The following is a 25,444-nucleotide window of genomic DNA, read 5'->3' on the forward strand; positions in this document are numbered from 1 at the left end:
TCTTATTTTGAGAAATAAGTTAGTTGTATAGGTTAATGTAGTCATGTTACTACAAATACTTGAGTTGTAGAAAAAAAGAGGATTAATCCTAACCGTGTCTATATTGAGCATTATTCAGTCTTTTATTGGGTTGCATTCGCGTAATCATAAATTTAGTGATGACCATCATATTCAACATGAGAATTTTACAATTGAGAAATTTCGGGAACAAGGAACAAAAATTGCGCTTCAAGAGCTTTCATCTTCCTTTCCATCTCTTCCAGTAGATTTTTTTAAATCTATTTACAATAATGAAAAATCTATATTACGTTCTCATCGTTCTTATATATTAGACATCGAATCTGGAGGGTCCATTACTCCTTCAATAGAACTTATCTTAGATAATTATTACATAGTAGAAGAAGCTATCAAAGAAATTAAACGTAGTTTTTCCAATCGATTATATAAACAGTTGCCAAGCGTTAGAGTTTCTGGTTTGAAGGTACCTCGTATCGTTGTCTTGATTTCTTTTTATGTTTCTCATACGTGCTGTGTTTTTTCGCATGAAAAGCTTGTTGCTATAGTTGAGGGCTTTCAATCTGTCGAAGATCTTACAATTGGTGAGTTAAAAGCTATTCCAGGATTGCTCAGGTTTTTTTTAATTGATCGTTTACAGCGTCTTTTAATTCGGGTTGAACATTCACGGCAGATGCGGCAGAAAGCCAGTGATGCTGTTAATCAACTTCTAGCTATGGATTCAGTGAGTGAAAGAAATTCCTTTTGTAACGAGTTAGAGGCCTTTATAAAACATGATACGTTTATCACGTTTTTCTTACTGTATATAAAATCTAACTTACCAGATTTAGAGAGTGTTTTTGATGAGTTAGAAAAACGTTTTAAAGAAGTTGGCCGTGATTTAAATCTCGTTTCTATAGAACAACAGAAAAAACTTAATGCCGACTCTTCTATGATTTCATCCATTATAGATAGCTTGCGTAAAATTGATAGTATCCAATGGGCGCTTTGGATTGAAGAAGTAAGTAGTATTAATCTTTTTTTACGAAAAAATAGTGACTACGGTGAGTTGGATTCTGAGTCTCGTAATCAATATTGTAACATTATTGAAAATCTTGCTCGTCGATCTGGTTGTTCTGAGATGCAAGTAGCTAAAAAAGCTATTTCTATGTTGGCCGATGTTTCTGTGAGTGAAAAGATAACTCGCCCTGCAAATATAGGTGATTTTTTAATTGGCTTGCACAGTAAAAAATTAAAAAACAAATAAGATATAAAACTACTTTTTTTGAATATTTTGAAATTTTACTTCGTAAATTTCACTGGTTGTCAATAGCTGTACCGACAATTCTCCTGACGATAGTTGTGGTTAAATTAGCTGTAAAATTTTTAATTTACTTTGAAATTCCTTTCATGGATATTCTGATTTTTATAGTTTTATTTTCTATCCCTGCATCGGAAGTAGCTTCAGGACTTTTTAATGCGTTAATTTCTAACTTTTTGAAACCAATACGTCTTGTTGGTTATGAATTCAAAAATGGCATTCCGGCTGAGGCAAGAACTTTAGTTGTTGTTCCTTGCCTTATAGATAATCGTGATACTGTTGATAGCTTGTTACGTGTTCTGGAGGTGCATTACTTATCTAATCCATCTGGAGATGTTAGTTTTGCTTTGCTGTCTGACTGGATCGATAGTGATTATGAAGATAGTCCTTTTGATCTGGAATTGTTGGCATATGCAAAAGAAGAAGTCAGAAAGCTTTCAGAACGGTATCCTCGTGACGGAATAAAACGTTTTTTCTTGCTACATCGTCGTAGATTATTCAATCCTTCAGAAGGTGTCTGGATGGGGTGGGAACGTAAGCGAGGAAAGTTGGAGGAACTCAATCATCTTTTGCGCGGTTCACAAAATACCAGTTTTATTCCAGGTTCTAATGTTTTCCCAAGTGATGTTCAATATGTCATGACTCTTGATGTTGATACGCGATTAATTAGAGATTCTGTAACAAGAATTGTTGGAAAAATGCATCATCCTGTTAATAGACCATTAATTGATATTGAGAAAAAGCGTGTAATATATGGATATGGGTTGATGCAACCAAGAGTTATCCCTTCATTTACAACCAATAAACAAGCATCCATTTTCCAAAGAATTTTCTCTGTTGATAGAGGAGTCGATCCATATATTTTTACAGTTTCTGATCTTTATCAAGATATTGCTGGTGAAGGAACTTTTACTGGTAAGGGGCTTTATCATGTTGATGTTCTAAAAATCGCATTGGAAGGTCGTATAAAAGAAAATACAGTCCTTAGTCATGACCTTCTTGAGGGGGCATTTGCACGTTGTGCTCTTGTTACAGATATTGAGTTAGTAGAGAATTTTCCTACTCGATATGAAGTTGAAATGGCTCGTCAGCATAGATGGATAAGAGGAGATTGGCAGCTTTTCCCATATATTCTTAATCCTTTCCGAGGGGTTCCGGCGCTTGGAAGATGGAAAATGTTGGATAATATTCGACGTTCTTTGGTTCCGATATTCTGGTTAATAACTGTTGTATTTAGTTGGATTTGTTTTCCTGTTTTTGTGGCGCTTATTTGGCAATTTTTGATGATCTTATGCCTTTTTGTTGCTCCTACATTATCTTTGATTTCAAAACTTATTCCTAAGTCTAAAGATATAGTACATAGGGTTCATTTTTATAATTTGTATAAAGATATATATTCTGCCAATGCACAAATCGCATTACGTATTGTTTTTATAGTAGATACAGCTTGTGTATCTTTAGATGCTATAGTCCGTGCAATTTATCGTATGTTGATCTCTCGTAAACTAATGTTGCAATGGCAGCAAACAGCAAGCGTTATTTCCAATAAAAAAGGTGGATTGCTTTTTTATTATTATAAAATGTTAAAGGCTCCTGTTTTATCAATATTCTTTCTCTATATAGTTGGGGTTTTTAATAGTAGTGCATATTTTGTTTGCCTTCCTTTTATCCTTCTTTGGATATTGTCTCCAGCGATTGCTTGGTTTGTTAGTCAATCAACCGAAACAGAAGATAATTTAATTATTACAGAAACTGTTTCTTTTGAGCTTCGTAAAATTGCTCGACGTACTTGGAATTATTTTGATCATTTTGTAACACCTGAGCAAAATTTTTTACCTCCTGATAATTTTCAGGAATATCCATCTCCTGTTATTGCTGCACGTACTTCTCCAACGAATATAGGGGTCTATCTTTTATCTGTTGTTTCTGCACGTAAATTTGGTTGGATTTCTTTTGAAGAAACAATTGAACGTCTTGAAAATACTTTTGCTACTCTTGAAAAGATGGATAAATTTCGTGGTCATCTTTATAATTGGTATGAGACAGATACGTTAAAGGTATTAAATCCAATGTATGTTTCTACTGTAGACAGTGGAAATATTGCTGCTCATTTTTTGGTTGTTTCTTCTGCTTGTCAAGAATGGGCAAAAATGTTTTTTGTTTATATGAAAGGTGATATTGAGGGTATAAAAGATGTCTTAGGCATACTCAAGGAAGAGATAGATAGTCTTTTAGTTGGCCATAAAACAGTAGGGTTATTAAAAGAGACTTTTCAAAAAAATATTTCTGTATTTCGTGTATACTTAGAAAGTCCTGATCACAATAATTTTCTCATTGCAGAGCAAGCAAATATATATTTGAGTTTGGCTCAAGAACTTCAAAAGCTTGCTGCATTTATTCATCAAGAGGTACAATCAGGATCCTCTCTTGAGATCGTTAAATGGGTTGAGCAGCTGATAAAAGTTTGCCAAGCACATATTAAAGATCATTCTCTAGATATTTCTCAAATTGAGATATTTAGAAATAGGCTTGACCTTTTGTATGATCTTTATCACAAATTTTCTCTTAATATGAAGTTTGATTTTCTTTTTAATAAGGATCGAAATCTTTTATCAATAGGTTATAAGGCAAGCCCATGGACACAACGTTTAGATGAAAATTGCTATGATATGATTGCTTCAGAAGCAAGGTTGGCCAGTTTATTTGCGATAGCAAAAGGAGATGTTCCTACACAGAATTGGTATAAACTGAAGCGTCAGTTGGTGTCTATTGGTTCTCAAGTAGCCTTTTTATCTTGGTCTGGGTCGATGTTTGAGTATTTAATGCCGACCTTGGTTATGCAAGAATTAAAAGGTGGTATTTTTGATCAGACTAACAATTTAATTATTAAACAGCAAATAAAATATGGTGATCAGAATAATATTCCCTGGGGTATATCGGAGTCAGCGTATAATGCTTTTGGTGATGATTTTTCATACCACTATAGTGCTTTCGGGGTTCCAATTTTAGGGATTAAGCGTGGTTTGTCTCGACATTTGGTTATTTCTCCGTATTCTACTATTCTTGCTAGCCAATATATTCCTGAAGTATCTTTAAGTAATATTAAAAAACTCCGTAGTTATGGTGCTCTTGGCATTTACGGTTTTTATGATTCCATTGATTTTACTCCAGATCGAGTTAAGGAAGATCAATCTTTTTCTGTAGTATATAATTATTATGCCCATCATCATGGAATGTCGATTGCTGCAATTTGTAATGTAGTTTTCCATGGATGGTTACGTAAATTATTTCATTCTAACCCCATTATCGAATCCGTTGAATTACTGTTACAGGAACGTATTCCACAGGACGCAAGAAAAACAAACCTCAAACATGAGACGAAAGCTATCGTTAAAATACAACAAGAAAATATTCTTCATCCAGAAGTAAGAATTTTCAATGATCCCTTATACCATGAACGTCAAATAGCATTTTTTTCGAATGGCGAATATGCAACAATGTTGACGAGCCTTGGAACAGGATATTCCCGTTGTAAAGGGCAAGCGATCTCACGTTGGAAAGCAGATCTTAACAAGGAAAATACAGGATTTTTTATCTTTCTGCGTGATATAAAAACTAATGATTGGTGGTCAGCGACTGCAGAGCCGCGTTCTATAGAAGGAGAAATTTCAAAAGTAATTTTTAGAGACGAAAAAGCAGAATTTATTAAAAAAAATGGTAATATTACAAGTCATGTTGAATGTATTGTTTCTAGTAATAGTAATGCTGAAGGCCGTAATATTACAATTAATAATGCTGGGGAAGAGGAATGTTTTATTGAACTTACTTCTTATGTAGAGCCAGTGATATGTAAAGAAGAAAATGATAATGTTCATTCCGCTTTTTCGAGGATGTTTGTTAAAACAGAGATTAGTCAGGAAGATCACTTTATTATAGCTGAACGGCATAAGAGATTGCCGAACGACATAGAAATGGTTATGGCACATCTTGTTGTACATGATGGGTGTATAGTCGATAATATAAAAAGCGAAACAAACAGACGCAATTTTATTGGTAGAGGTCGTAGTATTTCTAATGCTGCTGCTTTTGATAGTGATGCCGAGTTTTCTTGTAAAGATGGTTTTAGCTTGGATCCTGTTCTATCCCTTCGGTTCTATGTACGAATTCTACCTAAAGATGAAGTTACAGTTACTTTTTGGAATATTGTAGCGTCTAATCGTGCTGAACTTGAAAAAGATATTGCATTTTATAAACATCCAAATCGATTTAACATTGAAATGGATGAAGTTGTTAAGAAAGTGCAATCTCATTTTATCCAAATTGGTATTACATCTCAGCAGGCATTGGCATTTCAAAAACTTGGATATTATCTTGTGTATCCTGATAACAGGTTTCGTGTTTCTTTAGATGTAATGAAGAGTAGTTTAAAGCCACAGTCAATTCTTTGGCCATTATCAATTTCAGGTGATTTCCCAATCTTTACCTTACGAGTTAATGATGATCTTGATATAGAAATTGTTCGTGAATCATTATTAGCACATGAATATTTATGTAGCGTTGGAGTGATTTCAGATTTGGTTATTATTAATGAAAGGAAGGCTTTTTATGCTGAAGAAATACAAACTATCATTAATAGTGTGTGTGAAAGCTTCCAGTGGCGTGAGCAGGCCAAGGGATTAAGACAGCATATTTTTTTGTTAAGGCGGGATTTAATAGATCCATTAATCTTCCAGGCATTACTTGCTATATCGAGAGTGGTTTTGCATGCTTGTAACGGTAAAATTATTCACCAAATTATGGAAGTTACTGATTCCGATGATAAAAATGAACTTGTTAAGCCTTTATATTGTTCTAACTATAGGCAGAAGCCTGAAATAGTTGTTGTTGATAAAAAGTGTGAATTAGAATTTTGGAATGGTTATGGAGGTTTTTCAAACGATGGCTTGGAATATAATATCCAACTTATTGGTGGGCAAGTAACACCTAATCCTTGGATTAATATTGTTTCCGGGGAAAACTTTGGATTCCATGTGTCAGCAGAAGGAGCAGGTTTTACTTGGAGTCAAAACTCTCGGGATTATAAAATTACGCCTTGGAGTAATGATCCTGTTATTAATCTTTCAGGAGAAGCATTTTACATCTACGATAAACAGAATTCTTCTGTGTTTACACCTCTTCCCGCAATTTCTAATAGTAATAATATATCTTTTAATATTAGACATGGATTGGGATATTCAGTTTTTTCTAGTATTCAAAATGAATTAGAAATAGAATTAACACAAACAATAGATCGTTTAAACTTAGTGAAACTTTCTTGTTTAAAACTAAAGAATCTTTCTAATACGTCACGACAATTATGTGTCTATAGTTATGTAGAGTGGGTTCTTGGAATAAATTCACAAAATACAGCTCCTTTTATTATGATAGATCGTGATGAGGCAACTGGTGCATTGCTAGCTAATAATCCTTATAATTTAGAATGTTGTGCTCGGACAGCTTTTTTGGCAAGCAGCAAGATGCCTTCAGGATTTACTTCTAGTAGAAAAGAATTTTTAGGAGGTAATTTTGGTGATATATTTATGCCACAAGCTGTTGTATCAGGGTCTGCTCTTTCAGGAACATTAGATACATATGGAGATCCAGTTTCTGCGCTGGCAGTTGATGTCAATCTTAGTGTAGGTGAAGAATATGAAGTGGTTTTTTATCTTGGAGATAGTGCTTCCAAGGAAGAAGCTAAAGAGTTAATTCATCATATTGTTAGCCCTTCATTTTCGAAGAAAACGTTAGAGAGTGAGAAAGACTTTTGGAAATCATTTGTTGGTCTTTTGCAAGTTGAAACACCAGATAAAGCATTAAACTATATGGTTAATACTTGGTTGCCCTATCAGAGTTTGGGTTGTCGTATTATGGCGCGTTCCGCTTTTTATCAGGCAAGTGGTGCATTCGGTTTTCGGGATCAATTACAAGATACTCTTGCTTTCTTGATAATACAACCAAATCTAGCACGTCAGCAAATTATAAGGGCCGCTTCCAATCAGTTTCAAGAAGGCGATGTTTTTCATTGGTGGTTGCCAGGGACTGGAGCAGGCGTACGTACTCTTATTTCTGATGATGTTGTGTGGCTTGCCTATGCGATTGATACCTATTGTTCAGTAACAGGGGATTTTGATTTTCTTAATGAAGAAGTTTCTTTTATAGAAGGTAAGCCATTAGCATATGGACAACATGATGCATTCTTTAAGCCAGAAATTTCGAAAGAAAAAGCAAGCATTTATGAACATGCAGCTCGTGCTATTGACCTTGCTATTAAGAGAACAGGTAAAAATGATTTACCACTCATTCTTGGTGGTGATTGGAACGATGGTATGAATCTTGTTGGAATACAAGGAAAAGGAACGAGTGTTTGGTTAGGTTGGTTTTTGGCAGGAGTTTTAAAAAAATTCATTCCAATAGCAAAGTTACGTCATGATTTTGATCGATTGTTGATATGGGAGAAGCATTTTAATAAATTAAAGGACGCATTAGAAAATTTTGCTTGGGATGGGGAATACTATTTGAGAGGTACATTTGATGATGGTTCACCATTGGGATCAAGTAAAAATGATGATTGTGCAATTGATTCGATTTCACAGTCATGGAGTGTTTTGTCAGGAATAGGTGATAAAGAACATTCTAATAAAGCCATGGATGCAGTACTAAAAAAATTAGTAGATGAAGAAAATAAGATCATACTTTTATTTACACCACCTTTTGTAAAAGCTGAAAAAAACCCAGGTTATATAAAATTTTATCCTCCAGGGGTTCGGGAAAATGGTGGTCAATATACACATGCTGCTGCGTGGGTAGTTATGGCTCTTATTGAGCTTGGTCGGTATGATGAGGCTTGGAAATGTTTTGCAATGTTAATGCCAATAAATCATTCTCTTACATATGAACAAGTCCAAAAATATAAAGTAGAGCCTTATGCCGTGGCAGCTGATGTTTATAGTCAAGGAGATTATAAAGGGCAAGGTGGCTGGACCTGGTATACTGGTTCTGCTGCTTGGCTCTATCGTGTAGCTATTGAAGGTATTCTTGGAGTGCGTAAAAAAGGAAATACATTATATGTTAATCCAGCAGCGCCTTCAATTTGGCCAAGCTATAATGTAAAGATTGTTCTACAGGAAAAAATATATTTAATTAAAGCTATCAATGATAAAGGGAAATGGTATGTTACTATAAATGGTAAGAGAATTGATGATCAGGGTTACAATCTTGATAGTAAAGAATAGGATTTATTCTCATCTCTGATGTTTTAGTAATATTTTTCTTAATAAAGAAATGCAACTCATCTTTGAGTAAAGAAGTTATAATTTTTCCTGTTAGTTTATATTCTTGGTATGTCACTATTTCTATAAAAGTTTAAGTGATTAAACCAATAATTTTATGGACATTATGTATTGTTTCTTGAGCAAGAATTCGAGCACGCATACTTCCTTTATATAAAATATTATCAATATAGGCTGGATCTTTTAATAGGTAATGTATCTTTTCAGAAATAGGTATCAATTCTGAAATTACTGCATCCGTAAAGGCTAATTTAAAACTAGAAAAAGATTTTCCTCCAAATTCTTTTAAAATGTTTTCGTTTGTTGTATTTGTAATGGCTGCTAAGATAGCTACAAGATTTTTAGCTTCAGGACGATTTTTTAATCCTTCAACTTGTGATGGTAGTGGTTCAGAATCAGTCTTGGCTTTACGGATCTTTTTTGCAATCATATCAGCACTATCAAGAAGATTAATGCGAGATAAATCAGAAGAATCTGATTTAGACATTTTTTTAGAGGCGTCTTTTAGAGACATTACACGTGGTATTGAAGTATCGATTAAAGGTTCAACTATTGGAAAAAATCCATAAATGGATTGTTCGCCATACATGATATGAGTCCCACATTTGTGGTTTTTTATCCTTTGTTCAAAATCCATATTAAATTTCTGGGCGATATCGCGAGTTAATTCAAGGTGTTGTTTTTGATCATCTCCTACAGGAACACAATTTGCACGATATAACAAAATATCAGCTGCCATTAAAACGGGATAAGAATAAAGTCCAAGAGAAGCCGTTTCTCTATTTCTTCCTGCTTTTTCTTTAAATTGAGTCATTCGATTAATCCATCCTATACGAGTGACACAATTTAAGATCCAAGCAAGTTCAGCATGTTGAGGAACTGAAGATTGGTTGAAAATAATATTTTTAACTGGGTCAATACCAACGGCAAGGAAAGAAGCTGTAATCAAATGGATTTGGCTTCTTAAATTTTCATGTAAAAGTTGTGTTGTGATAGCATGTAAATCTACTATACAATAGATACACTCAGAATTTTTCTGTAATGCTATAAACTGACGTATTGCACCTAGATAATTACCAAGATGCAATTTTCCTGTTGGTTGCACTCCTGAGAAAACAAGTTTCTTAAATAGACTCATAATTTCCTTTAATTTTCTAAAAATTCATATCATTATATTAATTAATCTTTAGATTTAATTTATTTATGACTTAGCATCATTTTCGCGAATCTTTTAGTGCAGAAAGTAAATCTATTCCACTGAAAAAACAAGCCAAAGGTATATAAACTGATATGCTTACTACAATAATCATTCCTAAAGCTTTTACTTGATTGAAGAGGTTATTCTCAGAAATAAGCAAATGAGAAAATTGAGATTTAAGAGCTATGATTAACATGAGCATCACACTTGAAGCTACGAGTATTCCTAATATTCTGTGAATTGATTCTTTTTTGAAGCTTAATTGTTGATTTTTTAGTAAAGTTATTGTTAAGAAAATTGCATTTACCCAACCTGAAACAACTTCAGCACAAGCAATTCCACGGACACCAATGTATGGAAATAAAAGTATAATCAATATACAATTAATACTTACAGATATTAAAGTAAATATCATAGGTGTTCGGGTGTTTCCTTGAGCATAAAAGCTTGGTTGAAACGTTTTTATAATAACAAAACCTGGTAATCCCAGGCTGTATACGAATAATATTGATGATACAATAGAAGTATTATATGGAGTAAAAGCTCCATGTTCATATATCACACGGATGATTTCTTCTGAAAGAGAACATAATGCAAAAACTGCTGGTATCGTTAGAAAAAATCCAAACTCAATAGAACGACTTTGGAGCCATAGGATTTCTTTTTTCTGTGCTTTTTTAAGGGCATGGGATAGTTCTGGAAGCAACACAATACCAATCGCTATTCCTATTGTACCAAGAGGAAGTTGATATATGCGATCTGCATATTGAAGAGAAGAAATCGCTCCTGATTTATTGGAAGCAATGGCCTGACCAATAAGTTGATTAATTTGAGTTACGCTACCTGTGATTGCTATAGGTAATGCTAGAACTACGAACTTTTTAATATTATATGTAATGCGAGGTTTCCTGAGATGTATATTAATACCTGCATTTTTTACAGCAATCCATAAGACAAGAAGCTGTACAATTCCCGATGCAAGAACACTCCAGGATAATATCCATGCTGCATCTTGGGCAGTAGCACTATGTGATAAGATATAAATAAGTGCAGAAACCATGATGATATTTAAGAATATAGGAGAAATCGCTGCTATGAAATAATGGCGCAAAGAATTTAACAATGCACTCATCATGGCAGTCAATGACATACACATTAAATAAGGAAACATTACAATTGATAGTTTTACTGTTAAATAATATTTACTTGGATCATTAGAAAAACCAGGCGCTAAAATAAAACGAACGATAAAGGGCATCATTAATTCTATAAGAATAGTAAAACCTAAAAGTACTGAAAAAAGGATACCAAAAATTTCTTCAGAAAAACGACTTGCGCTATCAACACCATTATTTTCAATTTCTTTTGAAAAAAGTGGAATAAAAGCTGCGTTAAAAATACCTTCAGCAAGTAATCTTCGAAAAAGATTTGGGAAACGGAATGCTGCGTAAAATACATCTGCTACAGGACCTATACCGAGAACTGTAGCCATTAAAGTTTCTCTGATAAAACCAAAAATACGGCTCCCTAATATTGATAAACTAACTGTAGCAAATTTCTTGAAAAGCCGCATTTTTATATTGACCTTATATTACTTTTATAAATAGGATCTGAAAAATAGAGATAATTAATAAGATTGTCTTCAAAATTTGCTATGGTCACTTTAGTAAAGTTCATTTACTAAAGGTCGCAACAAAAAATATAGATAAATTTTGCTAAATTCAAGGCTCAACTGACATAACTATTGTTTTGTATATAATCTTTTAAAATACATTGGTGTATATTTGTATAAAGTTAGTTTAGTAACTTAACTTAATTAACTATAAAAAATCAAAAAAATTCAATCTTATACTTAAAGTTATGAGATTTTGATGCGGTGAAGAAAAATTTTAAATACAGATATATTTTGCTGTTTTTAATCATTTGTGTTCAGCGTTTACATGATAAAGTATTTATTCTTTAGTAAGAATATTTACATTTTTTAATAAAATAGAAAATTTATTTCTTAATAATTTTTTGTTTGCATAGAATAATTAAAAGAATAAAAATGTTTTTTAGAGTTTTTGCCTTATTTTTGTTAATAAATAGCAGGTTTTATACATGAATTTCTCTTCCCATCTATCTGTCCCGCATATTGATATGATTTGTTTAGACAAGCTTGCAGAAATAGCTGTAAAAGTAGGCTTGAATATCCAAGATGGACAATCTGTTATAATAACAGCTCCAATAGAATCTTTACCATTAACAAGATTAATAACGAAACATGCTTATTTATCTGGTGCTGGTTTAGTTAGTATTTTTTATACGGATGAAGAGACAACTCTTATCCGCTATCAATACAGCAATCATAATGGTTTGAGCAAAGCTGCAGATTGGCTTTACAAAGGTATGGCACAAGCATATTCTGCTGGTACAGCTCGATTGGCTATATCTGGTAGTAATCCAGTTTTATTAGCTGACCAAGATCCAGATAAGATTATGCGTGTAGATCGTGCATATTTTACATCTTATAAGCCCGCTTTAGAAAAAATTTCTAACTTTGATATTAATTGGAGTATTATTTCTTATCCGAGCGCTTCTTGGGCAAGAGTTGTCTATCCTGATGATCCTGAACCGATTGCTATAGCAAAATTAGCGAAAGCGATTTTCGCGATTTCTCGTGCAAATGTTGATGATCCAATTGAAGCCTGGAAAAAGCATAATAATTTTCTTCATAAACGTGCGAAGTTATTGAATGATAAACATTTTTCTGAAATTCATTTTATAGGCCCAGGAACTTTTCTTAAAGTTGGCTTGGTCGATGGGCATTTATGGCAAGGCGGTTCGTCTACTGCAAAAAACGGTGTTATTTGTAATACTAATATCCCTACGGAAGAAGTTTTTACAACACCCCATAAATTAAAAGTAGAAGGTTATGTATCAAGTACTAAGCCACTTTCATATCAGGGAACACTCATTGACGGTATTAGAGTACGTTTTGAAGAAGGTCGTGTCGTTGAAGCAAAAGCATTAAAAAACGAAGCAATTTTTTTGAAAATGCTTGGTAGTGATAGTGGAGCTTGTAGGCTTGGTGAAGTAGCTCTTGTTCCAAATTCTTCTCTTGTTTCAAAAACAGGTATTTTATTTTATAATACTTTATTTGATGAAAATGCATCTTCACATATAGCATTTGGACAATGTTATGCAAAATGCTTTATGAATAACTCGAGTTTGTCTTCGCAACAGATTGAAGAACAAGGAGGAAATACAAGCATTATTCATGTTGACTGGATGATTGGATCAAATGAAATAGACGTTAATGGTATTACAAAAGATGGTAATTCTATCCCTGTTATGAGAAAGGGAGAATGGGTTGATTAGAATAAGTTTCCTTGATTGCTAATAGTCGGTTTTTTTGTTTTTAGAGAAGGATTTTTTTTTAAAAGCAAACTTTTTCTATCGGTATTTATTATAGCAGTACTATTTCCATCAGAAAATTCAATAATTATTTCTGTACTAGGAAGTAATTTAGCAGATTTTGTAATAGGTTTGTTATTCTTATCCCGGACTGCAGCATATCCACGGTGAAGAACGTTATAATGAGATAGAGATTGAAGAACACGATTATGGGTTGAAACAATGATTTTGTGATTTTTTATTCTATCAAGTATTATGGTTTCAGCCCGATATGTTAATGTTTTAACACGTGAGGCTATATGTGTTTTTTGGATATTTAAGTTTTCTGGAAAAATACGTAATACTGTAGCGCTATTATTTATTCTTATAGCTAGGTTATTTAAAAATCGTTCTATAGTGTATTCAAAGCGTAATGTTTTTTCTCTTATTTTTTGACGATGACAGAAGATATAGTTGATTAATAAGTCTGATCTTATCTTTAAGGAAATTTCTTTAAAGGAACGCAGTTTATGGAGTTTTGTTATTTCAAATCCATGTTCTAAGTTAAGAGATACTTTATCAAAGCGGTAACGTGGACAAGAAAGAATTTGATCACAAGAAGGAAAACACCGAATTAAAGATAAGAGACGATCATTACAAGATTTCATATGCCGCTTAATAACTTCTTGGAGACGACAGGCAATATTATTCAGTAATTCTTCTAGATCTGCTTTGACAGGAACAGCCATTTCAGCAGCTGCTGTAGGGGTGGGCGCTCGTAAATCTGCAACATAGTCAAGCAACGTCCAATCTGTCTCATGTCCAATCGCAGATATTATTGGTATATTACTGTTAGCTGCAGCTCGTACTACTATTTCGTCATTAAAGCTCCAAAGATCTTCAATGCTTCCACCGCCGCGTGCGACAATAATTACATCCGGTTTAGGAAAAAGATTCTCTTCTGAGATAGAATTGAGACCTTGAATTGCATTTGCTATTTCCTGACCAGAGCCTTCTCCTTGTACTTTTATCGGCCAAACAATTACATGTAGCGAAAAGCGGCAAGAAATTCTGTGTAAAATGTCACGGATAACTGCTCCTGTTGGGGATGTGACCACTGCAATAATTTTTGGCATAAAAGGTATTGGACGCTTACGTTCAATAGCAAATAAGCCTTCGTTTTCAAACTTTTTCTTTCTTTCTTCCAGAAGAGCCATCAGTGCACCAACACCAGATGGCATCATTTTTTTCAATAATAATCTGATATTTAGATGACCCTGGAAAGGTAGTTATTTTACCAATAAGAATAAATTCTATACCTTCTTCTGGTAAAAATTTTAGCTTATTAAAAGTACCTTTCCATATTACGGCTTCAATACGAGCTTGATGATCTTTTAATGCGAAATAGGCATGACCGGAAGAATGTGGTCCGCGATACCCCGACACTTCTCCTTTTACACGGACATATGAAAAATTAGATTCAATAGTAAGTTTTATAAGACTAGAAAGCTCTGATATTGAGTATTCTGTAATGTTTATTAAATCTTGTTTATTTGAGTTAATCATGCGTAATTATATAATCTGATATTAACTTGAATAGTATATTAAGTAAAAACTTAATGATACAACAATTTTAATAAGAAAAATGATATAATATTTTATGATTACTACTTTTAGCTGTTATTTTTTTTCATGGAGAAGGTTGGGAGAAAAATAATAAAGTTTTACAATCTGCCCTTCATTTCCAGGAATGGGTTTAATATAATTTGGTATGTTATTTTCCAAAATTCTTGCATAGAGTCCATTTGGACTATTATGTTTTGCTGCAATTACCTCAAAATCATTTTTACAAATTGCAATAATTTGAACTCCTGTATCCTTTAAAATTTGTTTTGCTTTATCTGGGGGAAACATTTCAATATGGAATTGAGCAAGTAATCCACTTTGATCTCGATGATATGGCCCAGAAAGTACGTGGTGACGTGTAAATCGTAAGATAGGAGCTCCCATGTTTGATGGAGCTGATACTATACTTGGAGGGAACTTGCTTAATCTTTCCAGCGCAGTAATGCTGCTACAGTTTGCAACTATTTTATCAAGTTTTGTTTTTGATTGAAAAGGAAAGAAGATGGTAGTGCATAATAATACCCAGAATGCAGGCAATATACTTAAAATAACTCCTATATAAGTAATCGACAGTTTCCAATCATTTGGGTTTGCAAGTCTCTTATACCGTAAATTTGTTATCAATGGCATAAAAGCTAAAGGGGTTAAAAGATTTGCAAAAATAAATTGGCGTACTTCTATTAAAGAGATTACCCAGTTAATCATAATAAGTGCGAATATAATACTATGATATAAAATTTTATCATGCCTTATTATTTTATATAGACATATCAGTATCCCTAATAATGGAGCTATGTAATAAACGCCAAGCATTTGAGGATCGTATTGGGCAATTTGGATGAAAGACTGTGCTTCATTAACGTGATCTAGCCATAATTTTTTAAGTTCAGGATTCAGGCTGGACATAGGGTTTGCTATACATTGCGGTGCTATTATTGCAGTAGTTATTAATACGATAGCTCCAAGAATTATAGTTGTTGTAAGACGTTTTGCTGTTGATTGGTGTTCTGCTAAAAAAGTTATAACAAAAAGACCAATACCACTTATAGCTATTGTTGCGTAGATGCCGAAAGAGAAATTATCGCAAGTTACTGTTGTGTATTTTTGAGGAGAGATGAAACCAAAAAAACATAAAGTAAGAGAAAGGCTTAAAGATAATCCGAAAGCTCTTGCAGCAGAAGAAAAAGATTGTCCTTGTGATACCCATAAAAGACACACCACAATAACAGACACTATCACAAATGGCGTTGTTTCAGCTCCTATTACGATGGCTGCTGCTGCTGCGATACCAGCTATAGTAAAACTTCTAGGATTCCATGTTAAATCAAGAAGCATAGCAGCAATAGTAGCAGTTAGAAGCATGTGAATATTATGATGATCAATGGAACCAGGAGCAAATGTTGGTATAAATATCAAAAAACAGAATGTTATCACGAGTGTTAAATGCATGTTGAAAATATTGCCAGATCGCTTTCCTGCGAGAGCCATTACTATCATTATAGGTATTATTAGAAGGAGGGGATAGATTGAGATAGTAATGTTTTCTGCTTGTTCCTGAGGCATGAATAGGCTAAAAAACATAATAAAGCTGCCTATTATTAAGTCTATCAAACGGGACCAATGCATTAATGTACCGCCTTTTAGTCCTAACCTGTATTGGGTCATATCAAACCAATCTTGTCCAGAAAGCCAGTCACGTATTTCAACAAGACGCAGGAAGCTATCATTATCTGAAGCAGCCATGTAACCGTTAAGTCGATTCGGCCAGTGATAAATGAAGATAGTTATAATGCTTACTATTGAATATAAGATGCTCACTGTAAAAGGATTTGATAGCATTGGTTCTATAAGTGATTTCTTTTGCACAACACATCTCGAGGTATGGATTTAGAATAATATTATTAGTATTTAGTTATAACTATTAAATAATTATAATTTATTACTGTATACTATGTAAATATTGAGGTAGAAGTAGAAAATGAGCAACGATTTGAGCATAAATTTTGATATTGCAATTCTTATTCCTTGTTATAATGAGGCTATAACAATTTCTGAGGTTGTAAGAGGATTTAAGGAGTCTTTACCTAGTGCTCAAGTTTATGTTTATGATAATAATTCCAGTGATAGTACTGCATTACGTGCGATGTTATCGGGTGCTAAGGTAGTGCGCGAGAGTCATCAAGGAAAAGGAAATGTAGTACGTCGTATGTTTTCTGATATTGATGCTGATATATATTTGATAGCAGATGGTGATGGAACATATTCAACAGCTGATGCTCCACAATTAGTGAATAATCTTATAACAGAGCGTGCAGATATGGTCGTGGGGGTGCGTCGTTATAAAAAAAACTATATTGATCGAAAAGGTCACCTTTTAGGAAATCTTTTTTTTAATAAACTGTATCGTATTATGTTTAGGGATGAATTTACGGACATATTTTCCGGGTATAGAGCTTTTTCTCGTCGATTTGTTAAAAGTTTTCCAGCAATTTCTAGTGGGTTTGAGATAGAGACAGAAATGTCTGTATATTCATCGTTATTAAAAATTCCGGTTGTAGAAATAGAATTGGATTATGGATCTCGGCCAGAAGGTTCGTCTTCAAAGCTTTCAACTTTTACTGATGGTATCAAGATACTCTCAATGTTTATTCTGTTGCTTAAAGAAACACGTCCTTTTATGTTTTTTGGATTAATTAGTATTGTACTTATGTTAATAAGCTTATGCCTTATGAACGATGTTCTTATTGATTATAATTACAAAGGATTTGTTTCACATAACCTAACTTTCTGGGTTTCATTAATTGCAGCAGTTTCTGCGTATACAACTTTAATGATGGGTCTTGTTCTGCATTCTATTGCAAGATTGCGTTTGGAGCAATTGCGTATGCAGTATATGACTTTTTCAGCTATTAATGTATCTCAAAAAATAAGAAAGGGCCTTTTGGTGAATGTAGCTTGAAAAGATTTGTTTTTTTTGGAGTTAGCGGAGCTATTGGATTTTTAGTTGATGCTGCTGTGTTGTTTTTTTTAATAAGATTTTTTGCTATAGGTGTTCTTTTAGCGCGGGTATTTTCTATAGGAATAGCAATGTTCATAACATGGCAACTAAATCGTATATTTACTTTTAAAGATTCAAAGTCAAAATATCGACTTTTCATTGAAGGTTTTCGGTATGGTTTTATAGGGATAATTTCTTCTTTTTTGAATTATGCGATATATGCTGGATTGTTAATGGTGCAGTCAGATTTACAGCCGTTGTTGGCTATGGTGCTATCATCATTAGCATCAATGCTCTTTAGCTTTTTGGGGTATTCTCGTTTTGTTTTTCGACGATAAAAGAATTTCTTTGTTATTGAATTAGTTTTTAAGGTTTAAAATTTCATTCTTTTAGTAATACTAACAAACTATTTCTAACATTAGTAAATGTTTTTCTTTAAAAATTAGAAACTATTGACTTTTAAAATAAAAGAAAGCTAAACTATTGTAGTCGTTATTAAAAATACTAAAGGGTGGGCGCTTTTGTTCCCGCTCTTTAATTTTCTGTAGTGAAATAATTTTTGATTGAAAAGGAGTGATTGATTGACAAGTAAGGCGGTTGCTGTTGAAAATGATATAAGGTTGATCGTTGAAGTAGGAATCGAACGTTCTATTGCTGATGTTATTGAGCCTTTAATAGTGTCAATGGACTTTAGACTTGTGCAAATAATGCTTTTTGGAAAGAATAGATTAACTTTGCAAGTTTTAGTAGAGCGTAACGATGGAACTATGACTTTAAAAGATTGCGAAGAATTGTCTAGGGCAATCTCTCCAGTTCTTGATGTGGAAGATTTAATAGATAAACCATATACTTTAGAGGTTTCCTCTCCTGGAATTAATCGTCCGATGGTAAGAAAGTCTGATTTTGTGCGTTGGAAGGATTTTGTTATTAAGTGCAAAACTAATGTCATGATTGGTAATAGTAAAAAGTTTTGTGGGAAAATTTTTGAAGTAGGTAATGACAGTTTTATTCTTGAAATTGATTTGGCATCGCGTGTTGAAATTCCATTCAGTTCGCTTTCTATGGCAAAGCTTGTGGTTACAGATGAGATGATTCGTAATTCTTTGGCAATTGCAAGTAAATAAAAAGGTTGATAGAATAGAATTTAAAAGAGATACGATAAGTGAGTTTTAGAAAAAACTGTGTTTTTTGTAATAAGCAGTTATATGGAGAATTGAGATGGTAGTCACTGCAAACCGACTCGAGCTTTTGCAAATAGCAGATGCTGTTGCATGTGAAAAAGTAATCGATCGTGATATAGTTCTTGCGGCGATGTCTGATGCAATTCAAAAAGCTGCGCGTTCACTTTATGGAACAGAATCGAATATTCGTGCTAACATTGATCCAGAAACAGGTGCAATTTCTTTGCGGCGTTTGTTAGAAGTGGTTGATGTTGCTGAAAATTATTCTGTTCAGATTCCTTTGCAATTGGCTTTAGATTATAATCCTGATGCAGTTATTGGCGATTTTGTTGAAGAACCTCTTCCTCCTATAGATTTTGGTCGTATAGCTGTACAATCTGCTAAGCAAGTGATTGTGCAGAGGGTAAGGGAAGCTGAGCGTGAGCGGCAGTATAATGAATTTAAGGATAATGTTGGAGAAGTTGTTAATGGTACAGTTAAGCGTGTCGAATATGGAAATGTTATTGTTGATTTAGGTCGTGGAGAAGGAATTATTCGTCGTGACGAGTTAATATCCCGTGAAGTATTCCGTCATGGTGATCGCGTTCGTAGTTATGTGCATGATGTTCGTCGTGAACAACGAGGACCACAGATTTTTTTATCACGTACTCACCCACAGTTTATGGTTAAGCTTTTTTCTATGGAAGTTCCAGAGATTTATGATGGAGTGATACAGGTAAAATCGGTTGCTCGTGATCCAGGATCAAGAGCAAAAATTGCAGTTTTTTCAGATGATACTTCTATTGATCCGGTAGGAGCATGTGTTGGTATGCGCGGTTCAAGGGTTCAAGCTGTTGTTGGTGAGTTGCAAGGTGAAAGGATTGATATAATTCCGTGGTCACCTGATCCAGCTACTTTTGTAGTTAATGCGTTACAGCCAGCAACGGTCACAAAGATTGTTCTTGATGAAGATTCTGGGCGAATTGAAGTAGTTGTTCCTGATGAGCAACTTTCATTGGCTATTGGTCGTCGTGGGCAAAATGTCAGGCTTGCATCACAGCTTACAGGCTGGGGTATTGATATTATGACTGAGAACGAGGAATCTGAGCGGCGTCAGAAAGAATTTAATGAGCGTACACAGCTTTTTATGGGTTCCATTGATGTTGATGAAATGATAGGCCAGCTTCTTGCTGCTGAGGGTTTTTCTGATGTAGAGGAATTGGCGTATGTAGGTTTGGACGAAATAGCTTCTATTGAGGGTTTTGATGAAGAAACTGCTTCTGAGATACAGAAAAGAGCACGTGAATACATTGATGGTTTAGAGGTAAAATCTGATAAAAAAATTGAAAAACTTGGTATTGTAGAGGAATTGTGTAAAATTGATGGTATGAATTCTCGTATTATGCTAGCTCTTGGAGAGGCAGGTATAAAGACTATAGACGATCTTGCAGGGTGTTCTATAGATGATTTGGTGGGATGGAGTGAGTATAAAGATGGTAAGGACAAAAAAATTGAAGGGTTTTTATCGAAGATTGATGTATCGAGTGATGTGGCTGAAAATCTCATTCTAAAAGCTCGACTTCAAGCTGGTTGGATCTCAGAAATAGATGTACCTTCTAAGGCGCAGGTTGCTAATAAATCGGATTAGAAATTTTTCACAGTTTTATGTATAAAGAAGCAAGTTTTCTCTTGAGAAGAAATTGAATTGCTGAAATGGGTTTTTATAAATTATAAAACTTAATTCTTTTGATATATTAAAGAGAGTTTTTAAGATAAAAGGGTTTATTGAAACATCATAATAATAATATCAAAAGTATTATGGATAGCATAAGTAATTAAGATATTTTGATGTAAATAGGGTTTAAAGGACAGAGTAGTTGAATTATCTCATCCCATTGTCCTAAGGAAAGCAAATTTATGACCGATAAAAAAGATAATAAAACATTGAATGTAACAGGAAAGAAAACATTAACATTAAAGGTTTCGAGTGTTAGTAAATCTTCTGTTCGTCAAAATGTGAATCAAGGTCGTGTTAAATCCGTTGTGGTTGAAACGCGCAAGCGTCGTCCACACCGTCAAGAAGATGAAAAAAATCCAATAGTTCTAAAATATTCGCAGCCTTTAGAATCTCCTTCTCGAAATCCTCAATTAGTCTCAAAGACTTCATTTAAAGGTGGTTTAAAAAAGAATCCTTATTCTGAAGATGTTTCTTCTTCACAGAAAAGGTCGTCTTCTTCTGTTTCTAAGCAACTTTCTCCTGAAGAAATAGAAAGTCGTCGACGTGCTTTAATTGAGGCTCAGCTTCGTGAAGTCGAGGAAGCTCAGGATAAGTATGAAGAGGAGAGTTCAGTATCTCCTGTAATTACAGAGGCTGAAATTAGTGTAGGTCAGGTTAAAAAAGATAATATAGATGAAAATGTTTTGTCGTTTGACAATACAATTGATTCGTCAGAGGGAATAGATTCTACTTTACCTCCTATGAAACTTTTAGATTCGGAGCAAGATAATTCAATTTTACGTAATAAAAATAGACGGCCTATGGAGGATGAAAGTAATAGTCGTGTGAAGTCACGTTCTAATGTGCGTGGTAAGAATACTGTTGCTAATTCAACAAAGTCTGTGATGCGTAATAAGGGAGAAGAAGAAAAGAGGCGTAAAAAGCTTAAAGTAACAACTGATGATTTTGACGATGAGGGTTCTTCGTTTCGTGGTCGTTCACTTTCAGCAATGCGTCGACGCCAAGAAAAAATTCGTAGAAGTCAATTGCAAGAATCGCGTGAAAAGATTTCACGTGATATTATACTGCCTGAGACAATCACTATACAAGAGTTGTCGCAGCGTATGTCAGAACGTTCGGCTGATGTAATTAAGTTTTTAATGAAAGAAGGCCAGATGATGAAACCTGGTGATGTTATTGATGCTGATCTTTCAGAAATAATTGCCAACGAATTTGGGCATACAGTGAAACGTGTATTGGAATCAGATGTTGAGTTAGGTATTTTTGATACTAAAGATGATGAGGCCGATTTAGAAGTGCGCTCGCCTGTTGTTACAGTAATGGGTCATGTGGATCATGGGAAGACATCGTTGTTAGATTCTATTCGTCAAGCGAATGTTGTTAAGGAAGAGGCAGGAGGTATTACCCAACATATAGGGGCTTATCAGGTTGAGAAGAATGGGCAAAAAATTACTTTTATTGATACGCCTGGTCACGCTGCTTTTACAGCAATGCGAGCACGTGGAGCTCAAGTAACAGATATTGCTGTTATTGTTCTAGCGGCAGATGATGGTGTTATGCCGCAAACAGTTGAATCTATAAAACACGCAAAAGCTGCTAATGTTCCAATTATTGTTGCTATTAATAAAATTGATAAGCCGAGTGCTAATGTACAAAAAGTTCGTACTGAGTTGCTCCAATATGAGGTTTTTGTTGAAAGTATGGGGGGAGAAGTTCTTGATGTTGAGGTTTCTGCCAAGAAAGGTCTTCATTTAGATAAATTATTGGATGCTGTTTTGTTACAGGCAGAGCTTCTTAATCTCAAAACGAATTTGAATCGTAGAGCAGAAGGCTCAATAATTGAAGCAAAACTTGATCGTGGTCGTGGTTCAGTTGTAACAATTTTAGTTCAAAATGGGATTTTACGCTTAGGTCAAATTATAGTAGCTGGTGATCAGTGGGGTCGTGTTAGAGCACTATTTAATGATAAAGGGGAGAGCGTATCAGAGGCTATGCCATCTATGCCTGTAGAAATTCTTGGACTTCAGGGAATACCAACAGCCGGAGATAAATTTGTTGTAATTGATAGTGAAAGTCGTGCCCGTGAGATTGCTGAATATAGGCAACGGTTGTCACGTGAGAAATCTATGGCTCGTCAGTCAGGATTACGAGGTTCTATAGAAAAGCTTATGAGTGATCTTTATACATCATCTGGTGTTAAGGAATTACCTCTGATTATTAAAGGTGATGTCCAAGGTTCTGTGGAAGCTATTGTTAATGCTCTTGAAAAATTAGCTACTGATGAAGTTAAGGTTCGTATTGTGCATTTCAGTGCCGGAGCAATCAACGAGTCTGATATATCTTTAGCGCAAGCATCTGATGCTACAGTTATTGGTTTTAATATTAGAGCTAATTCTCAGGCAAGGGTGCTTGCTGAGCGAGAAAATATAAAAGTTCTTTATTATAACATCATTTATGACCTTGTTAATGAAGTTAAAGAAGTGATGTCTTGTATGTTGAAACCAGAAGTGCGTGAAACTTTCTTGGGTAATGCTAAAATTATAGAGCTTTTTAATATTACAAAATTTGGTAAAATAGCAGGTTGTAAAGTTTTAGAAGGTAAGGTGGAGAAGGGTTCCGGCGTGCGCCTTATTCGCGATAAGGTGGTTGTGTACGAAGGTAAACTTAGGATGTTAAAACGTTTTAAGGATGAAGTCACAGAGGTAAGCATAGGACAAGAATGTGGTATAGCTTTTGAAAATTATGATAACATGCAAGTTGGGGATATGATAGAGTGTTTCCGTATTGAGTATATAAAGCGGTCACTTTAATAGGTTTTTTTCTAAAAGGTGTTTTTTATAAATATGGTAAAGAGTAAAACTTCAAGAGGGCTTGTGCGTACATTACGAGTCGGAGAGAAAATACGCGCTGTTCTAATGGAGCTGCTTTTTAAAGATGGATTTTTAAATATATTAATAAATAATACGACAATATTAATCTCAGAAGTACGTATGTCGGGAGATTTAAAAATTGCAACAGCTTACGTTTCTCTTCCGCAAGAAATAAATCACAATGAAATTATTTCAATTTTAAATAGTAATAGTAAATTTATTAGAGGTCGTATAGGTAAAATACTCAAAGATCTTAAATATATTCCAGAGATTTATTTTAAAGATGATAATTCTTTTCAAAATTACTCGAAAGTTGATGCTCTTTTACGATCTCCGAAGGTTGTCGTAGATTTATTGAAGCCCAATGTAGCTGAATAAGTATGTCTTTTTCCAGAAAATTAAGAGGTCGTCTGGTTTCTGGTTGGCTTATTCTTGATAAGCCAGTGGGTATTGGGTCTACAGAGATAGTTTCAACAGTAAAGAATTTATTTGGAGCACAGAAAGCTGGGCATGCAGGAACACTTGATCCACTCGCTTCTGGTGTGTTACCAGTAGCATTTGGAAATGCTACTAAAACTATTCCTTATGTGATGAGAGGACGTAAGGTTTATGAATTTAATATAACTTGGGGTGAAGAGCGTTCAACTGATGATATACAAGGTAAGGTTTTATATTCTTCTCAATATAGACCTACAAGTAAAGAGATAAAAATAGTTTTGTCAAAATATACAGGTATAATAGAACAAATTCCGCCTAATTTTTCTGCTGTTAAAATTAAAGGAGAAAGAGCTTATAATCTTGCTCGTAATGGAATTAGATTTGATCTTCCGTCAAGAAAGACAGAAATATTTTGTTTAAAATTTTTAAAATATGTTAATAGGGATACGTCGTCTTTCAGAGTAGAGTGTGGTAAAGGTACTTATATAAGATCTTTGGCTCGGGATATTGGTCGAGATTTGCAATGTTATGGCTATGTATCTGATTTGCGTCGTACATATGTCTCTCCTTTTTTAGAAGAAGCATTGGTGCCTTTTTCTTCCCTTTTAAGCTTTAAGGAAATTGAAACTCAAGATGAGCGTTTGAAGGTGCTAGATACGTACATTATTAATGTTACGAAGGCATTGTCTGGATTAATGCATTTCGCTGTTTCTGATATACAAGCGAATTGCATTAGGAAGGGTAAGTCAATTCTGGTAGATGGATATGAAGATGAAGTTTTTCCAGCAGATGCTTATGTTACAATGCAGGGAAGTCTTGTTGCTATAGGTCAAGTTAATTATAGAAAATTCCATCCATGTAGAGTTTTTTTGTGATCCTTCTTCCATTTTTTAGTAAAAAGAAGTATAACGTCAAAAAGATTTTTACCTGATTAATAATATTTTGAGTATATATCATAAATTTGGCAATGTTGATATAGTAGTTTTTTGTTTTATCTAGAAAGGATATTGTATGTCTATTACCGCAGAGCGTAAAAGGCAACTTATAAGTGAGTATGCTATAAAAGAAGGAGACACTGGTTCTACAGAGGTGCAGGTTTCTATTCTTACTGAACGTATATCAAATCTTACTGTTCATTTTAAGGAATATAAGAAAGATCTTAGTTCTCGTCGTGGGCTATTACGTTTGGTATCATTACGACGTTCGCTTTTAGATTATATAAAAAGGAAGGATGAAGATCGCTATAAAAAAATCATTACTCGACTAGGAATTCGTCGTTGAATTTAGTTAAGTTAATGACATTCTTAACGATTATGTTATAGTTTTGTCCATGTTTTAGTCACTAGATCTGAAATATGGGCTGGTGTATTTTACACTTTTATATAATAGTGACATTTA

12 protein-coding genes and 2 pseudogenes are annotated in these 25,444 nt (G+C 34.1%); 10 read left to right on the forward strand and 4 right to left on the reverse strand.

What is annotated here, in order from left to right; all coding sequences use genetic code 11:
* The first annotated feature begins 103 nt into the window (after positions 1–103).
* Positions 104–8,586: pseudogene (locus tag B488_RS00105) on the forward strand (glycoside hydrolase family 94 protein).
* A 130-nt stretch (positions 8,587–8,716) separates the two neighbouring features.
* On the opposite strand, the gene trpS reads toward B488_RS00105, so the two are convergent.
* Together trpS and murJ are read right to left on the reverse strand one after the other, a co-directional pair.
* Positions 8,717–9,781 (reverse strand): tryptophan--tRNA ligase, encoded by a 1,065-nt coding sequence (trpS, locus tag B488_RS00110; protein ID WP_015272441.1) that lies wholly within the window; start codon positions 9,779–9,781, stop codon positions 8,717–8,719.
* Between the two features lie 76 nt (positions 9,782–9,857).
* Positions 9,858–11,414 carry a murein biosynthesis integral membrane protein MurJ gene (murJ, locus tag B488_RS00115; protein ID WP_015272442.1) on the reverse strand — a complete coding sequence of 519 codons (1,557 nt, stop codon included), beginning with the start codon at positions 11,412–11,414 and terminating at the stop codon, positions 9,858–9,860.
* 527 nt (positions 11,415–11,941) lie between these two features.
* Between murJ and B488_RS00120 the strand changes: the two genes are divergently transcribed.
* Positions 11,942–13,201 carry an aminopeptidase gene (locus B488_RS00120; RefSeq protein ID WP_015272443.1) on the forward strand — a complete coding sequence of 420 codons (1,260 nt, stop codon included), beginning with the start codon at positions 11,942–11,944 and terminating at the stop codon, positions 13,199–13,201.
* On the opposite strand, the pseudogene xseA reads toward B488_RS00120, so the two are convergent.
* Both xseA and B488_RS00130 read right to left on the reverse strand, forming a co-directional pair.
* Positions 13,198–14,782, reverse strand: a pseudogene (xseA, locus tag B488_RS00125) (exodeoxyribonuclease VII large subunit). The gene B488_RS00120 and the pseudogene xseA sit on opposite strands and share 4 nt — an antisense overlap.
* 114 nt (positions 14,783–14,896) lie before the next feature.
* Positions 14,897–16,708: a hypothetical protein gene (locus B488_RS00130; protein ID WP_144049175.1), complete on the reverse strand. Its 1,812-nt coding sequence runs from the start codon at positions 16,706–16,708 to the stop codon at positions 14,897–14,899.
* A gap of 112 nt (positions 16,709–16,820) precedes the next feature.
* Between B488_RS00130 and B488_RS00135 the strand changes: the two genes are divergently transcribed.
* The 8 genes from B488_RS00135 to rpsO all read left to right on the forward strand — a co-directional run bounded on the left by B488_RS00135 (position 16,821) and on the right by rpsO (position 25,327).
* A complete protein-coding gene (locus tag B488_RS00135; protein WP_015272446.1) occupies positions 16,821–17,801 on the forward strand; it encodes a glycosyltransferase in 981 nt (326 codons plus the stop codon).
* Positions 17,798–18,178, forward strand: a complete 381-nt coding sequence (locus tag B488_RS00140; RefSeq protein WP_015272447.1) for a GtrA family protein — start codon at positions 17,798–17,800, stop codon at positions 18,176–18,178. Before B488_RS00135 ends, B488_RS00140 begins: the two co-directional genes overlap by 4 nt.
* Before the next feature lie 243 nt (positions 18,179–18,421).
* A complete protein-coding gene (gene rimP, locus B488_RS00145) occupies positions 18,422–18,964 on the forward strand; it encodes a ribosome maturation factor RimP (RefSeq protein ID WP_015272448.1) in 543 nt (180 codons plus the stop codon).
* A 94-nt stretch (positions 18,965–19,058) separates the two neighbouring features.
* Positions 19,059–20,648 carry a transcription termination factor NusA gene (gene nusA / locus B488_RS00150; RefSeq protein ID WP_015272449.1) on the forward strand — a complete coding sequence of 530 codons (1,590 nt, stop codon included), beginning with the start codon at positions 19,059–19,061 and terminating at the stop codon, positions 20,646–20,648.
* 269 nt (positions 20,649–20,917) lie between these two features.
* Positions 20,918–23,548 (forward strand): translation initiation factor IF-2, encoded by a 2,631-nt coding sequence (infB, locus tag B488_RS00155; RefSeq protein WP_015272450.1) that lies wholly within the window; start codon positions 20,918–20,920, stop codon positions 23,546–23,548.
* Between the two features lie 33 nt (positions 23,549–23,581).
* Positions 23,582–23,986: a ribosome-binding factor A gene (locus tag B488_RS00160; protein WP_015272451.1), complete on the forward strand. Its 405-nt coding sequence runs from the start codon at positions 23,582–23,584 to the stop codon at positions 23,984–23,986.
* A 2-nt stretch (positions 23,987–23,988) separates the two neighbouring features.
* On the forward strand, positions 23,989–24,921 hold the full coding sequence (gene truB, locus B488_RS00165; protein WP_015272452.1) for a tRNA pseudouridine(55) synthase TruB: 933 nt from the start codon (positions 23,989–23,991) through the stop codon (positions 24,919–24,921).
* Between the two features lie 136 nt (positions 24,922–25,057).
* Positions 25,058–25,327, forward strand: coding sequence for a 30S ribosomal protein S15 (rpsO, locus tag B488_RS00170; RefSeq protein ID WP_041770499.1), 270 nt, complete (start codon positions 25,058–25,060; stop codon positions 25,325–25,327).
* The last annotated feature ends 117 nt before the right edge of the window (positions 25,328–25,444 follow it).

This window comes from Liberibacter crescens BT-1, from assembly GCF_000325745.1.
GTDB classification, from domain to species: domain Bacteria; phylum Pseudomonadota; class Alphaproteobacteria; order Rhizobiales; family Rhizobiaceae; genus Liberibacter; species Liberibacter crescens.

Bases quoted from the DNA above. Each gene is read 5' to 3' on its own strand.
- trpS (WP_015272441.1), bottom strand. From the start codon at position 9,781: ATGAGTCTATTTAAGAAACTTGTTTTCTCAGGAGTGCAACCAACAGGA.
- murJ (WP_015272442.1), bottom strand. From the start codon at position 11,414: ATGCGGCTTTTCAAGAAATTTGCTACAGTTAGTTTATCAATATTAGGG.
- B488_RS00120 (WP_015272443.1), top strand. From the start codon at position 11,942: ATGAATTTCTCTTCCCATCTATCTGTCCCGCATATTGATATGATTTGT.
- B488_RS00135 (WP_015272446.1), top strand. From the start codon at position 16,821: ATGAGCAACGATTTGAGCATAAATTTTGATATTGCAATTCTTATTCCT.
- nusA (WP_015272449.1), top strand. From the start codon at position 19,059: ATGGTAGTCACTGCAAACCGACTCGAGCTTTTGCAAATAGCAGATGCT.
- infB (WP_015272450.1), top strand. From the start codon at position 20,918: ATGACCGATAAAAAAGATAATAAAACATTGAATGTAACAGGAAAGAAA.
- B488_RS00160 (WP_015272451.1), top strand. From the start codon at position 23,582: ATGGTAAAGAGTAAAACTTCAAGAGGGCTTGTGCGTACATTACGAGTC.
- truB (WP_015272452.1), top strand. From the start codon at position 23,989: ATGTCTTTTTCCAGAAAATTAAGAGGTCGTCTGGTTTCTGGTTGGCTT.
- rpsO (WP_041770499.1), top strand. From the start codon at position 25,058: ATGTCTATTACCGCAGAGCGTAAAAGGCAACTTATAAGTGAGTATGCT.